Origin of the sequence: Vibrio sp. Vb2880 (assembly GCF_033337975.1) — a bacterium.
Taxonomy (GTDB): domain Bacteria; phylum Pseudomonadota; class Gammaproteobacteria; order Enterobacterales; family Vibrionaceae; genus Vibrio; species Vibrio alginolyticus.
The window spans coordinates 75,409-87,704 of record NZ_JAWORT010000018.1 but is presented as its reverse complement, the minus strand read 5'-3'; the positions used below and the strand labels follow the sequence as shown (position 1 = coordinate 87,704).

The following is a 12,296-nucleotide window of genomic DNA, read 5'->3' as shown; positions in this document are numbered from 1 at the left end:
GAGCGTAATGTTAAGCGCGCCCTTTTGTTTTTTTCTTTCTTCACTCTTCCAATCCACGTCAAAATGACCATAATTGCCCCCTTAATTTTTTAAGAGGTTTACATTATGGATTGTCGATTAGGATGTGGAGCGTGCTGTATTGCGCCAAGTATCTCTTCACCAATACCTGGAATGCCCAAGGGCAAACCTGCAGGTGTTCGTTGTGTGCAACTCAACGACGACAATTTGTGCAAGCTATTTGGTAAGCCTGAACGCCCTAAAGTCTGTCACGATTTTAAACCGTGTCCGATTGTATGCGGCAAGACCAATCAAGAAGCACTCGACAACATCACTGAATTAGAACAATTGACGTAATGCGACTCTAGACCACACGTTTAAAGTTAGTACCTCGGTTGTTTCTCTCCGAGGCAGTAATCAAAGCAAACTCAAGATTTAGCACTTTCCCCCTCTGCTTTTTATCTCACCCTTGAGAACTCTTGCCACATAGCGTTCCATTTGCGGTTTTCGCGCGATCTCCCTCACAATTTATTGACAATTCTCGACTATGTTCAGCGGGTCATTTAATTAAAGATCAGGAAAGAACATGAATAAGTATTTGGCTGAGGCTTTTGGCACGTTCTGGCTAGTGTTAGGCGGCTGTGGTAGCGCGGTGTTGGCTGCGGGTTTCCCTGAAGTGGGTATTGGTCTGTTGGGCGTTTCTTTGGCATTCGGTTTAACCGTTCTGACGATGGCATTTGCTATCGGTCATATTTCAGGTTGTCACTTGAACCCTGCAGTGACAGTTGGCCTTTGGGCAGGCGGTCGTTTTGAAACAAAAGACGTTGCTCCCTACATCATCTCACAGGTTATCGGCGGGCTTATCGCAGGTGGCGTGCTTTACGTTATTGCATCTGGACAAGCAGGATTCGATGTTGTGGGTTCTGGCTTTGCCGCCAATGGTTATGGTGAACACTCTCCAGGCCAATACTCGATGATCGCTGCACTTGTGACTGAAGTTGTCATGACGATGATGTTCCTGATTGTCATTATGGGTGCAACAGACAAACGTGCGCCACAAGGCTTTGCACCTATCGCAATTGGCCTGTGTTTGACTCTCATTCACCTGATCAGCATTCCTGTCACCAATACGTCAGTAAACCCTGCTCGTAGCACGGCAGTCGCAGTATATGTGGGTGACTGGGCGGTTTCTCAGCTATGGCTGTTCTGGATTGCTCCTATTGTGGGTGGCGTGCTTGGTGCGGTTATCTACAAAAACCTTCTTGGTAAAGAATCGAACGATTAATCGTTCCCAACTCTCAAAATCAAAAAAGCCGCTGAATTCAGCGGCTTTTTATTAAATTCTGTGTCGACCTAATAGCGAATGTGACAACGTCGTGCCATCAACAAGCTCTAGCTCCCCACCGACAGGCACACCATGCGCGATGCGGCTGGCATCAACTTGGTGCTCTTTACATAGCTCTGCGATGTAGTGGGCAGTGGCTTCACCTTCAACTGTTGGGTTTGTCGCCAAAATCACTTCGGTAATATCACCGCGACGTAAGCGGTCATCAAGGACATCTAATCCAATATCACTTGGACCAATACCATCTAATGGCGACAAATGCCCCATAAGAACAAAATACCGACCAGAATATTGGCCTGTTGCTTCAACGGCTGCGATGTCTGCCGGGCTTTCTACCACACAAATTTGACCATTTTCTTGGCGTTTTGGGTTGGTACAAATGTGACAGACTTCTTCTTCGGTGAAGGTTCGACACTCAGTACAATGACCTATTTCTGTCATTGCCTGACTCAGCGCATCTGCAAGCTGCAAACCGCCTTTTCTATCGCGCTGTAACAAATGAAAGGCCATACGCTGCGCTGACTTGGGGCCAACCCCAGGTAGACAACGTAAGGCCTCCATCAATTGTTCCAGCATATGACTGGTACGCATTAAAAGTCCGCTTAATTAAATATCAGCAGATTAGAATGGCATTTTCATACCTGGTGGTAGTTGCATACCGCCAGTTACAGAAGCCATTTTCTCTTTTTGAGTTTCTTCAACACGACGGGCTGCATCATTGAACGCCGCAGCGATCAGATCTTCAAGCATTTCTTTGTCGTCTTCCATCAAACTTTCATCGATGTCAACACGACGTACGCTGTGGCTACCAGTGATAGTAACTTTAACTAGACCAGCACCAGACTCGCCAGTTACTTCCATATTCGCGATTTCTTCTTGAAGCTTTTGCATGCGATCTTGCATTTGCTGGGCTTGCTTCATTAGGTTGCCCATACCGCCTTTACCAAACATGTTTATCTCTCTGGTTTAATGAGGTGTTGCATCAATTAATGGGGTTATACCTTTGGGTTTTCAACCCCATTCCATTCGATTATTAGATAGGGCGCACACTATCTTTATCAAGCTCTGCAGCAAAACGACGTTCAATAAATTGAACATTTGGATCGTTTTCTAAACTGTTCAGCGCTTGCTGTAATTTCTCTTGGTAGAGCCTATCTCTCAGTTCAAGTGGTGTTTCTCCACTCTCCCCTATTTCGATGCTCATGTGGCACTCTTCACCTAACACGGTATTAAGTGCTTTGAGCAATTCGGCTTGAGCTCTATCAGTATTCAAATGAGCTTGGCTGCTTCTCAATAGTAACGAAACGGTTGTTCCTTCCTTACTATAATGAGAGTTTAGCGCAAGTTGCTCTACCAGCTTAGGGATCTCCATTAAGCTGATGAGCTTCGCCCATTCATTATGTTCTAATGACTCATCGATGAGCTTTTGTGCCATTTCAGGCGTTTTCTCATGCTCAAGTGCCTGCTTGAGCTGCGTAGGTGTCAGTTTTGTATTTACTTTTGTCTCAACAGGCTTGCTTGGACGCCAGCGATACGCTTCCTCAACTTGTGGCTCCGTCGACTTCGGAGCTGAGTTTGGCGACACCTGCGCGGAATTGCCATGCAATTGCGCTACTCGGTCGATAACCGATTCTGGTTGTGCAGATGCCGCTTTAGGCTTTTTTGAGCCACTATTTTGAGGAGTGTTCTGTTGTAGGCCTTGACGCTGAGAACGTAATTGGTGACGTAAACCGCTTAGACCACCGCGCGCCGGTGTTGAAACGCTCTCTTGCACTTGTTGAGGTGGCGTTTCATGCTGCGGTGCAGGGTTTTCGCTCATCGGCGGCGCCATATCATACTGTGGCGGAACCGTCTCATATCCACTCGCGTGATATTCAGGTTGTGAATTGGATGAAGGTTGAGGCGCCACTTGTGGTGAGCTTTGTGCTGGACTCGGCTGCTGAGCTCGAGGAGCTGCTACTGTTCGAGCTGGTGCAGTCTTTGATTGACTGGCACTTTGAACTGGGGCTGAAGCTGATTCGCAGTTACTGGAAACAACATTTGCCCCACTGTTACTTGATGGGCGGAACGCCATCATACGCAGCACAATCATTTCCAGACCGACTCGCCCATTTGGCGAGAGAGTCAAATCTTCACGACCTTTCAATGCAATTTGGTAGTAAAGCTGAACGTCTTGCGGACTTAGTGCTTTACTCAACAACTCGATTTTTTCTGCATCTGGCTGCGCTCGGTCTAGCGACGCTGGCAGCGCTTGATACATCGCAATTCGGTGTAACTGTGTTGCGACTTGCTGCAACAAACCATCCCACTCAACACCATTTGCTGCTAATTGCTGGATTTTATCCATGGCTTGTTGAGGTTGCTTGCTGCTGATTGACTCTAGTAAGTGAATCGCTTGGTCGGTATCAATCGTCCCCAACATGTGGCTGACAATATCGGTTTGCACCGCACCGTTACCTAAAGCAATTGCTTGATCAGTCAAGCTGAGAGCATCACGCATACTGCCATCTGCAGCATGTGAGATCATACCCAACGCTTTTGGCTCTGCTGAAACTTGCTCTTGACCTAGGATGTAATCAAGTTGCTGGTGAATATCATCAACGCTGATTGGTTTCAGATGAAACTGAAGACAACGCGACAATATAGTGACAGGCAGCTTTTGTGGATCAGTTGTTGCGAGTAAGAACTTCACATACTCTGGCGGCTCTTCCAGGGTTTTCAACAACGCATTGAAAGAGTGACGCGATAGCATGTGCACCTCATCGATGAGGTACACTTTAAAACGTCCACGAGCAGGTTTGTATTGAACGTTGTCTAACAGTTCACGAGTGTCTTCAACTTTAGTACGTGATGCTGCGTCGATTTCAAGAAGATCGACAAAGCGACCTTCATCAATTTCACGACAAGTATCACACTTACCACAAGGTGTCGCGGTAATGCCGGTTTCGCAGTTCAAGCCTTTGGCAAACAGCCTACCGATACTCGTTTTACCCACACCACGAGTCCCGCTGAACAGATAAGCATGGTGTAAACGGTTTTGCGCCAGTGCGTTTTCCAACGCCGTCAGGACATGTTTTTGTCCGACAACTTGGTCAAACTGATTAGGACGCCATTTTCGCGCTAAAGCTAAATAACTCATTGAATGTATTAATGTCCTTCAAAATCGCAGATGCTGTACACGTTTAGACCTAATGCTTCTAAACGTTTATCGCCACCGATTTCTGGTAGGTTGATAACGAACGCAGCGTGCTCAACTTCACCACCCAGTTGGCGAATCAGCTTAGTCGTCGCTTCAATAGTACCGCCCGTTGCCAATAAATCGTCGACAACCAGTACTTTGTCGCCTTCAACGATGGCATCTGTATGGATTTCTAGTGTATCAACGCCGTATTCAAGCTCATAAGATTGAGCAACAGTAGGGCGTGGTAGCTTGCCTGGTTTACGCACTGGTACAAAACCAACACCTAGCTCAAGCGCTAAAGGCGCGCCAAATAGAAAGCCACGAGCTTCCGTACCCACAACCTTGGTAAAGCCCATATCTTTGTAACGTTCAACAAGTAAGTTGATCGTCGCTTGGTATGCTTTCGCGTCTTCAAGAAGGCTCGTCACATCACGAAATAGAATGCCTGGCTTTGGGTAGTCTTGGATGCTTTTGATGCTAGATTTGATCAGTGAAATTGTTTCTGTAGTCATAATACCGATTTACTTAGATTGGCTCATCGCCCTCTCTAATCGCAGTATCACGAGGGCAACGAACAATAGGTTTTCACCACTATGTGCTTATTTTCGTAAAAGTCACAGGCGCTGAAAATACAAACGCCCACTCGAAGAGCGGGCACACTATTCTCTACAATCTTAGTGATTTTCTTCTCGGTCAGCAACCAACTCAATCACAGGCAGACGCATAAACCAGCTGAGTAAAACGATTAGCATCACTAAAAGACCAATTTTTACCCAAACGAGGGGGACAACAACGATTGAAACCATGAAACTAAGCGCAATAAAAATCGCACCACGCTTTTTTACTTTTGAAGTAACAGCCCGATGCTTATGCCAATTGCCGAGAATGGGTCCAAACGTTTTGTGGTTATGTAACCATTGATGAAATGCGGGGCTACCACGCATAAAACATGCGCTAGCAAGCAAAATAAAAGGTGTGGTGGGTAAAAGTGGAAGGGCTATGCCGGCTATGCCGAGCACAATACAGAGTCCACCAACAGTATTGAAAAAGTAACGCTTAATACGAATGGTGAACTCCGGTACAAAATAGCTAGATTAAAAGCCTGCGTAACCATTCATTACACGAAGCCAGGTTAGCGTTGCAGGAAGTGTTGGGATCAAAAGAACTGCAATAAAACCTAAAAAGTAAAAAATATTATAAGGCTCTTTAAAATCTTTGTCTGCCATGATGTGTCTTCTCACTAGTTGACTTTGCTTCTCCCAAGGCACAGCGTTAAATTATCGTTGCACAAATGGGTCATTATTGTTTTAAGCGCTGACTATACATTAAACAGCCAAATCTAAACACCAGTAAAAAGTAAGGTTATTAAACTAAACGTATGTTGTTTTGGTGGTTCTAAAAAGATAATAAGCAGCGTAAGGACGCTGCTTATTGGTTTGCAAGTCATAATTATACTAGTCGGGATTTCCGGGTAATACTTAAACTAAAACTTGAAGAACCTAAACACCCGATAGATAACTGTCCTGCAACACTAAGCGGTAAATCGCGGGTGATGAAGTTTTTCATACTTCCTCCCCCTAAACGGTTACCTGCTGCGATGTGTTGATTCGTATTTCCGTCAGACCAATGGCTATCTAAACCCGCAGGCAATATAGAGACCGAGGATGAAGCGAGGTCGGCGACACCAAACACAGCATTGACTGCACCCGCACACTCCGAACACTCAATTCCTTTTTCAATGATCCCTACCATGTCCTTGAGATCAGCACTGAAACTTTTCAAGTTACGGAGATAGTCGTCAAACAATGCCCTAACGAGCAATGTCGTCGCAACTCCATCATTAGCTTGGGAAGCAGAATCAACTAGATAAAACGCAAATTGACCATTCATTAACCAACGATAATCGAAAACCAAGGGCATCACATCCGTCGATTGCAATAAACGGTACGAGCAGCGCCAATCTCCCTGAGCAGCATCCTTTTCTGGCAATAGAGCTTGCAGTAAATCTCTTGCCGCACTCGGATTCTGTTGTAAATATTCCAGATGCCAATACAGCTCTTGTTCATCTGGGATTTCACCACCATCATCAACCCTGAACCACTGACTTGAAAAGTCACGTTGTTCTGAGAAGTGGCTATCGGTATCTTCTAGCGTATTCTCTATCGCCTGAGATAGGTGCTCATAATTACCTATCGGTTTAGGAAGAAAATCTTTAATACCAAATCGCAACGCTTTCGCGACATCGGACATTTCATCCGTGCCTGATACCACGATAAGCGGCATATATGGGTATTCGAGACTAACTTCTTCGACGAACTCGATACCATCTAAGACCGGCATCGATAAATCACATAAGATAAGATCGGGTTGGCATTCCCTGAGTTGTTGAAGCGCTTCTAGGCCGTTTTCTGCTTCTACTACTTTAAAACCCTGACTTTCTAAATAGGCATTGGTTACTTTACGAAATATTGGATCATCGTCCACCAACATTATTAGTTTTTGATTAATCACTTCCTGTGCCGAGACCATTGCCGTTTGACTGTGAGTCTTAAACATACCTTTATCCCTCACAAAGCTCAGTCAAAAAAACAGATTTATTATTAAGTCATTATTTTTGTTGTGTTTACTTCCAGCAAAACGTGTCACAGCAAGACCTGAGGCCGCTTTGCCTTGTTATAAAACTTAGCTCGGAAACTGCATTAATACAAATATTACGGCGTATAACAGTATTTACTCAAACAGGGTTGCTGTGTTCAAATGATGCAACATGTTGACTTAAAGCAAGCTTTGATCACAAAGTTAATTATAAATTAACCGTAATCGGTAATTTAATGTGTCTGGAAATATGAAATTAGATGACTTAAACCTGTTTCGACTGGTTGTCGAAAATGGGAGCTACACCGCAACTTCGCGAAAAACCATGATCCCGGTTGCGACCATCACCCGACGCATTCAAGCGCTAGAAGACTCTGTCAATCTTCGACTATTGAACCGTCATGCTCGCAAACTTTCGCTCACTGAAGCAGGGGAACGTTTTTACCATGAGTGCTCTCCTTTACTACAAAGGCTAACAACCGCAGCAGAGGAAATCACTGACGACTGCCGAGGAGCATCCGGCAAGATTAAGATATCCGCGCCTTACAACTTAACTAAACGAATGATGATGCCGATGTTCAACAGCTTTATGAAGCAGTACCCGGACATCAACATTGAGCTAACGACAGAGAATAATGCGGACAAGCTTGACCCTACTGAATGGGATGTAATTTTTCGAGTGGGACCGCAACGCGACTCTAGCCTCATCGCGCGTAAGATTGGCGAAGTGAAGGATATTCTCGTTGCAAGCCCTGACTATCTAACCTCAAATCCTGCGCCACACCATGCAGAAGAGCTCTCTAACCATTCATTGCTAAAAGGGTACCCACTTATTAAGTGGACCTTGATTAATAGCAAAGGCGAGTCTGTGGTGAATGTTGATCGTGGTCGTTTTCAAGCAAACGCGCTCAATGTGGTGCGCAGTGCTTGTTCCGAAGGTTTAGGCATCACACTAATGCCAGATGTCATGATCAAAGAGTACATCGAGAGCGGCGATTTGGTACGCGTACTGCCAGATTGGAGTGCAAACCCGCGCGACATTTATATGCTTTACAACCACAAAGACCACCTGCCAGAGAAAGTTCGCCTCTTTATTGACTTTGTGATCGCTTATAACATTCACTAATTAGATAGCGAAAACAAAAAACCAGAGCCAAAGCTCTGGTTTTTTTACGACTTAAGAAAGCGCATCCTATGCGCCTTCGTTATGAAGCTCTAGGTTTGCTAAATCCTGTTGGATTTCAAGTTGTGTTTTCGCATCATCGTTACGAAGACCATCTAAAAAATCTAGGTATTGTTGGTCAATATCACCCGTTACGTATTCGCCGTTAAACACGGATGTATCGAACTGAGTAATATCTTGGTTTCCAAGACCGACCGCCTCTACCAAATCTTCTAGGCGTTGATAAATAAGCGCATCGGCACCAATCTGCTTACAAATTGTATCGTTGTCACGGCCATGGGCAATAAGCTCTGTAGCACTTGGCATATCAATGCCGTATACGTTCGGGAAACGAACTTCAGGAGCCGCTGAGACCATGTACACTTTCTTGGCACCAGAATCACGAGCCATCTCAATAATCTGCTCTGACGTTGTACCTCGAACAATAGAGTCATCCACCAGCAACACATTCTTACCTTTGAATTCCGAACGAATAGCATTCAACTTGCGACGTACTGATTTCTTACGTTGTTGTTGGCCAGGCATGATAAACGTACGTCCAACATAACGGTTTTTCACGAAACCCTGGCGATAAGGGATATCGATCGCTTGTGCGATTTGCAGTGCAATGTCGCAAGACGTTTCAGGGATAGGAATGACAACATCGATATCAAGGTTTGCGTAATCTTCACGAATACGTTCGCCCAGCTTTTTACCCATTTCAACGCGAGCGCTGTATACCGAAATTTTATCGATGAACGAATCTGGACGAGCAAAGTACACGAACTCGAAAATACAAGGGTTCAGCTTAGGATTATCTGCACACTGCTTCGTGTAAAGCTCACCGTCAAACGTTGCGTAAATCGCTTCACCAGGTGCAACATCACGGACGAAATCAAAACCGACCGCATCCAATGCCACCGATTCAGACGCAACCATGTACTCTGCTCTGCCGTTAACTTCACGCTTACCTAAACACAGCGGGCGAATACCGTGTGGGTCACGAAATGCAATCATACCATGACCAATGATCATAGCTGTCACAGCATAAGCACCGCGAATTGTGCGATGAACATTGGTGACTGCGCGGAATACGTCTTCGGTCGTGACATTTCCTTTTACTGAGTCAATTTCGTGCGCCAGTACATTTAGTAATACTTCAGAGTCTGAAGTGGTATTGATATGACGGCGATCTTTTTCAAACAGCTTCTGACGAACTTCGTTGGCGTTAGTCAAGTTACCGTTGTGGGCAAGTGTAATACCGAAAGGAGAGTTTACGTAGAAAGGTTGAGCTTCTGAAGCGCTTGAACTGCCTGCTGTAGGGTAACGAACATGACCAATTCCGACCTCGCCTTGCAGGCGCTGCATGTGTCTTGCTTCAAATACATCCTTGACTAAACCGTTCGCCTTACGTAGACGAAAACGATTGCTTTCTATGGTACAAATACCAGCGGCATCTTGGCCACGATGCTGTAACACCGTTAACGCGTCATAAATAGACTGGTTTACAGGCGTTGTGCCCACGATTCCAACAATACCACACATGTCCTAATCCTCGATTTGCGACAGTAGCTGGCACTACTAGATAGTGCCAGACAGAAAACTTGATGTTGCTTGTAAATGCTCGAAGAATGGGGCGATGATACGGCTGAACTCAGGGATCAACTGTGAATCTTTCCACCAATCCGAGCTTGGGAATGCAGTAAACGCATCCATAAAAAACAGCACCGCAGAAACAATTAAGACTCCGCGTAGACCACCAAATACAATCCCGAGAATTCGGTCCGTACCTGATAGCCCTGTTTTTTGTACCAGTTGACCAATGACGTAATTCACCACTGCACCAACTACCAAGGTTGCGACAAATAACGCCGCGATCGCCGCTCCGTTACGAAACATATCATCTTCGATGTTGGTGAAGTACACCGCCAATTTGGCATAGTAATTACTGGAGATAAAAAACGCTCCGAACCAAATCACCAAAGACAAAGCTTCTTTAGCAAAACCGCGAACTAAACTGATCAGAGCTGAAAATCCGATCACACCTAAAATGATAAAATCTATCCAATTCATCTTTTCTTCATCTTAAGTTGGCGCGCATTTTAACAGAAAAAATGCTGACGCAAACGTTTTCTTATGGATTTAATGGCTTAAATTTAAGCAATTGACCTTTTGAACCTGTAATTTTTTGTAATTCTTGAACTTGTCGTTCAAGTTTACTTTTTGACACATCAGGGCCAACAATCACTCTCGTAAACTCGTTTTCTTTCTTTGTGTGAGCTTGATAACCACGCTTTTGCAAATCCGCGACAAGCGCGACAGCATTTTCGTGATTCTTAAGTGCCATCAACTGAATGATCCAAGCTGAATCTTCATATTGATTTTTCTCTTGAACAGGACGAGTGACGACCTCAACTTGCTCTGGTTGTTTGATGACCTCAGGTTTAGATGTTGGCGCTGGCTCGGGCTCAGAAACGGCTACTTGAGCATCCTCACGTTCTTGCACTACAGCTTCAACCGGAGAATCCGGTAACGTAATGTCGTCTTCCACTGGCTCTAATATTTCGAAGTTTTCCACATCACTATCAAGTTCTGGTTTGATAGGAATACTGGCAAATTCTTCTTTGTAGTGCAGTTTCTTACCATCTAGCACATCGGGAAGAACAATGACTCCGACTGCGACTAGAATGATGGTGCCGACTAAACGACTTTGGAATTTACTTGCCATCAAAATACCTTTACTTATTTATTATTTGATTGCCAATGTTCCAATACCTCTCCGACGGTATGGAATGAGCCAACCACCAGAATAACGTCTCCTGTCTTTGCGTGGCTTCTCGCACTCTCGAAGGCGTCAACAGGGTTTTCAAAATGAACTTGCCCATCAGGTAAGTATTGGCACAATTCATCAGCGGTCGCCGCTCTCGGTCCAGTAAGCGACGCTGGATACCATTGTGTTGCAACTGGAGTTAGAGCTTCAATGGTTGCTTTAATGTCCTTGTCATGCAGCATTGCAACCACAATATGGATATTCTTACCCAGATATTGTTGCTTCACTCTCTCTACCAAATACTCAGCAGAGTGCGGGTTATGAGCGACATCAAGGACTATTTCAGGTTCGTGATGCAGTACCTGCATACGCCCCGCCAAACGAGCATTATTCAAGCCATTGACAATATTTATGTCAGTGATTTGCAATTCCGAAGCCCCTAGTGCCATCAGTGCAGTGGCTGCATTTTGTAATGGTAGCGATGGGATTGGTAAATCCTCTAACTCAAATGCCCCACTGCTCCATTTCCAACCATTATCAGTTAGTTGGTAATCGTACTGAATACCTACTTGGAAGAACTCAGAACCAATATCGTCAGCATGAGCCGCCACGGTCGCTGGTGGCGTTGGTTGACCACAAATTGCTGGCTTCCCTGAACGGTAAATGCCCGCTTTTTCAAAGCCAATAACATTGATGTCATCACCAAGCCAATCCACATGATCGATCGCTAAGCTCGTAATAACAGAAACATCATGGTCAACAACGTTAGTGGCGTCTAGACGACCGCCAAGTCCTACTTCAAGTAAGACAACGTCAACTTTCTCTACTTGGAAAATACGTAGCGCAGCAAGTGTACCGAATTCAAAGAGGCTAAGGCTAATATCACCACGCTGCTTTTCTACATAATCGAATGCTTCACAGTGCTTTGCATCTACAACATCGACGCCATTAATGCGTACACGCTCGTTGTAACGAATCAGGTGCGGAGAACTGTAAACACCGACTGAATAGCCAGCATCAAGTAAAATGGCTTCCATTAACGCACACGTTGAGCCTTTGCCATTGGTTCCGGCAACGGTGATTACGGTTGGAGCTGGTTTGGTAAGATTGGCTTTGTTTGCTACCGCTTGGACACGGTCTAAGCCTAGATCAATTGCTGAGGAATGAATATTTGCTAAATAATCAAGCCACATCTCTAATGAAGATGTGGCTTGAGGAGTTGGGTTTTGGGTCATCTAACTTTAAC

The 12,296-nt window shown here is 45.0% G+C and carries 14 protein-coding genes; 3 read left to right on the top strand and 11 right to left on the bottom strand.

The features are described 5' to 3' along the window. Positions 1-105: 105 nt before the first annotated feature. Both R7M92_RS18210 and aqpZ read left to right on the top strand, forming a co-directional pair. Positions 106-354: a YkgJ family cysteine cluster protein gene (locus R7M92_RS18210; RefSeq protein ID WP_065767476.1), complete on the top strand. Its 249-nt coding sequence runs from the start codon at positions 106-108 to the stop codon at positions 352-354. Positions 355-583: 229 nt separating this feature from the next. Further along, entirely contained in the window at positions 584-1,282 is a 699-nt protein-coding gene (gene aqpZ / locus R7M92_RS18205; RefSeq protein ID WP_005384951.1) for an aquaporin Z, read from the top strand. 51 nt (positions 1,283-1,333) lie between these two features. Here aqpZ and recR read toward each other — a convergent pair whose 3' ends face one another. The 7 genes from recR to R7M92_RS18170 form a co-directional block, all read right to left on the bottom strand. Continuing rightward, positions 1,334-1,933 carry a recombination mediator RecR gene (gene recR, locus R7M92_RS18200; RefSeq protein WP_318133934.1) on the bottom strand — a complete coding sequence of 200 codons (600 nt, stop codon included), beginning with the start codon at positions 1,931-1,933 and terminating at the stop codon, positions 1,334-1,336. Between the two features lie 30 nt (positions 1,934-1,963). After that, a complete protein-coding gene (locus R7M92_RS18195; RefSeq protein WP_005380618.1) occupies positions 1,964-2,293 on the bottom strand; it encodes a YbaB/EbfC family nucleoid-associated protein in 330 nt (109 codons plus the stop codon). Between the two features lie 82 nt (positions 2,294-2,375). Further along, entirely contained in the window at positions 2,376-4,481 is a 2,106-nt protein-coding gene (gene dnaX / locus R7M92_RS18190; RefSeq protein WP_318133932.1) for a DNA polymerase III subunit gamma/tau, read from the bottom strand. A gap of 8 nt (positions 4,482-4,489) precedes the next feature. Next, a complete protein-coding gene (gene apt / locus R7M92_RS18185) occupies positions 4,490-5,035 on the bottom strand; it encodes an adenine phosphoribosyltransferase (RefSeq protein WP_005380615.1) in 546 nt (181 codons plus the stop codon). A gap of 162 nt (positions 5,036-5,197) precedes the next feature. Then, the gene (locus tag R7M92_RS18180) at positions 5,198-5,584 is read right to left on the bottom strand and encodes a YbaN family protein (protein ID WP_373920817.1); all 387 of its coding nucleotides are present in this window, start codon (positions 5,582-5,584) and stop codon (positions 5,198-5,200) included. Positions 5,585-5,617: 33 nt separating this feature from the next. Then, positions 5,618-5,749 carry a hypothetical protein gene (locus tag R7M92_RS18175; RefSeq protein WP_005380608.1) on the bottom strand — a complete coding sequence of 44 codons (132 nt, stop codon included), beginning with the start codon at positions 5,747-5,749 and terminating at the stop codon, positions 5,618-5,620. Positions 5,750-5,972: 223 nt separating this feature from the next. Then, on the bottom strand, positions 5,973-7,079 hold the full coding sequence (locus R7M92_RS18170) for a response regulator (protein ID WP_005380606.1): 1,107 nt from the start codon (positions 7,077-7,079) through the stop codon (positions 5,973-5,975). A gap of 289 nt (positions 7,080-7,368) precedes the next feature. Between R7M92_RS18170 and R7M92_RS18165 the strand changes: the two genes are divergently transcribed. Beyond that, positions 7,369-8,244: a LysR family transcriptional regulator gene (locus tag R7M92_RS18165; RefSeq protein WP_005384959.1), complete on the top strand. Its 876-nt coding sequence runs from the start codon at positions 7,369-7,371 to the stop codon at positions 8,242-8,244. 66 nt (positions 8,245-8,310) lie between these two features. Here R7M92_RS18165 and purF read toward each other — a convergent pair whose 3' ends face one another. From purF to folC, 4 genes are all read right to left on the bottom strand, one after another. Next, entirely contained in the window at positions 8,311-9,825 is a 1,515-nt protein-coding gene (gene purF, locus R7M92_RS18160; RefSeq protein ID WP_005380592.1) for an amidophosphoribosyltransferase, read from the bottom strand. A 36-nt stretch (positions 9,826-9,861) separates the two neighbouring features. Next, the gene (locus R7M92_RS18155) at positions 9,862-10,353 is read right to left on the bottom strand and encodes a CvpA family protein (RefSeq protein ID WP_005380590.1); all 492 of its coding nucleotides are present in this window, start codon (positions 10,351-10,353) and stop codon (positions 9,862-9,864) included. Between the two features lie 61 nt (positions 10,354-10,414). Next, entirely contained in the window at positions 10,415-11,008 is a 594-nt protein-coding gene (locus R7M92_RS18150) for an SPOR domain-containing protein (RefSeq protein WP_017820797.1), read from the bottom strand. 14 nt (positions 11,009-11,022) lie between these two features. Beyond that, entirely contained in the window at positions 11,023-12,285 is a 1,263-nt protein-coding gene (gene folC, locus R7M92_RS18145) for a bifunctional tetrahydrofolate synthase/dihydrofolate synthase (RefSeq protein WP_053349561.1), read from the bottom strand. Between the last annotated feature and the right edge of the window lie 11 nt (positions 12,286-12,296).

Excerpts from the sequence above, each read along its gene's own strand:
- R7M92_RS18210 (WP_065767476.1), top strand. The coding sequence starts at position 106 with ATGGATTGTCGATTAGGATGTGGAGCGTGCTGTATTGCGCCAAGTATC.
- aqpZ (WP_005384951.1), top strand. The coding sequence starts at position 584 with ATGAATAAGTATTTGGCTGAGGCTTTTGGCACGTTCTGGCTAGTGTTA.
- recR (WP_318133934.1), bottom strand. The coding sequence starts at position 1,933 with ATGCGTACCAGTCATATGCTGGAACAATTGATGGAGGCCTTACGTTGT.
- R7M92_RS18195 (WP_005380618.1), bottom strand. The coding sequence starts at position 2,293 with ATGTTTGGTAAAGGCGGTATGGGCAACCTAATGAAGCAAGCCCAGCAA.
- dnaX (WP_318133932.1), bottom strand. The coding sequence starts at position 4,481 with ATGAGTTATTTAGCTTTAGCGCGAAAATGGCGTCCTAATCAGTTTGAC.
- apt (WP_005380615.1), bottom strand. The coding sequence starts at position 5,035 with ATGACTACAGAAACAATTTCACTGATCAAATCTAGCATCAAAAGCATC.
- R7M92_RS18175 (WP_005380608.1), bottom strand. The coding sequence starts at position 5,749 with ATGGCAGACAAAGATTTTAAAGAGCCTTATAATATTTTTTACTTTTTA.
- R7M92_RS18170 (WP_005380606.1), bottom strand. The coding sequence starts at position 7,079 with ATGTTTAAGACTCACAGTCAAACGGCAATGGTCTCGGCACAGGAAGTG.
- R7M92_RS18165 (WP_005384959.1), top strand. The coding sequence starts at position 7,369 with ATGAAATTAGATGACTTAAACCTGTTTCGACTGGTTGTCGAAAATGGG.
- purF (WP_005380592.1), bottom strand. The coding sequence starts at position 9,825 with ATGTGTGGTATTGTTGGAATCGTGGGCACAACGCCTGTAAACCAGTCT.
- R7M92_RS18155 (WP_005380590.1), bottom strand. The coding sequence starts at position 10,353 with ATGAATTGGATAGATTTTATCATTTTAGGTGTGATCGGATTTTCAGCT.
- R7M92_RS18150 (WP_017820797.1), bottom strand. The coding sequence starts at position 11,008 with ATGGCAAGTAAATTCCAAAGTCGTTTAGTCGGCACCATCATTCTAGTC.
- folC (WP_053349561.1), bottom strand. The coding sequence starts at position 12,285 with ATGACCCAAAACCCAACTCCTCAAGCCACATCTTCATTAGAGATGTGG.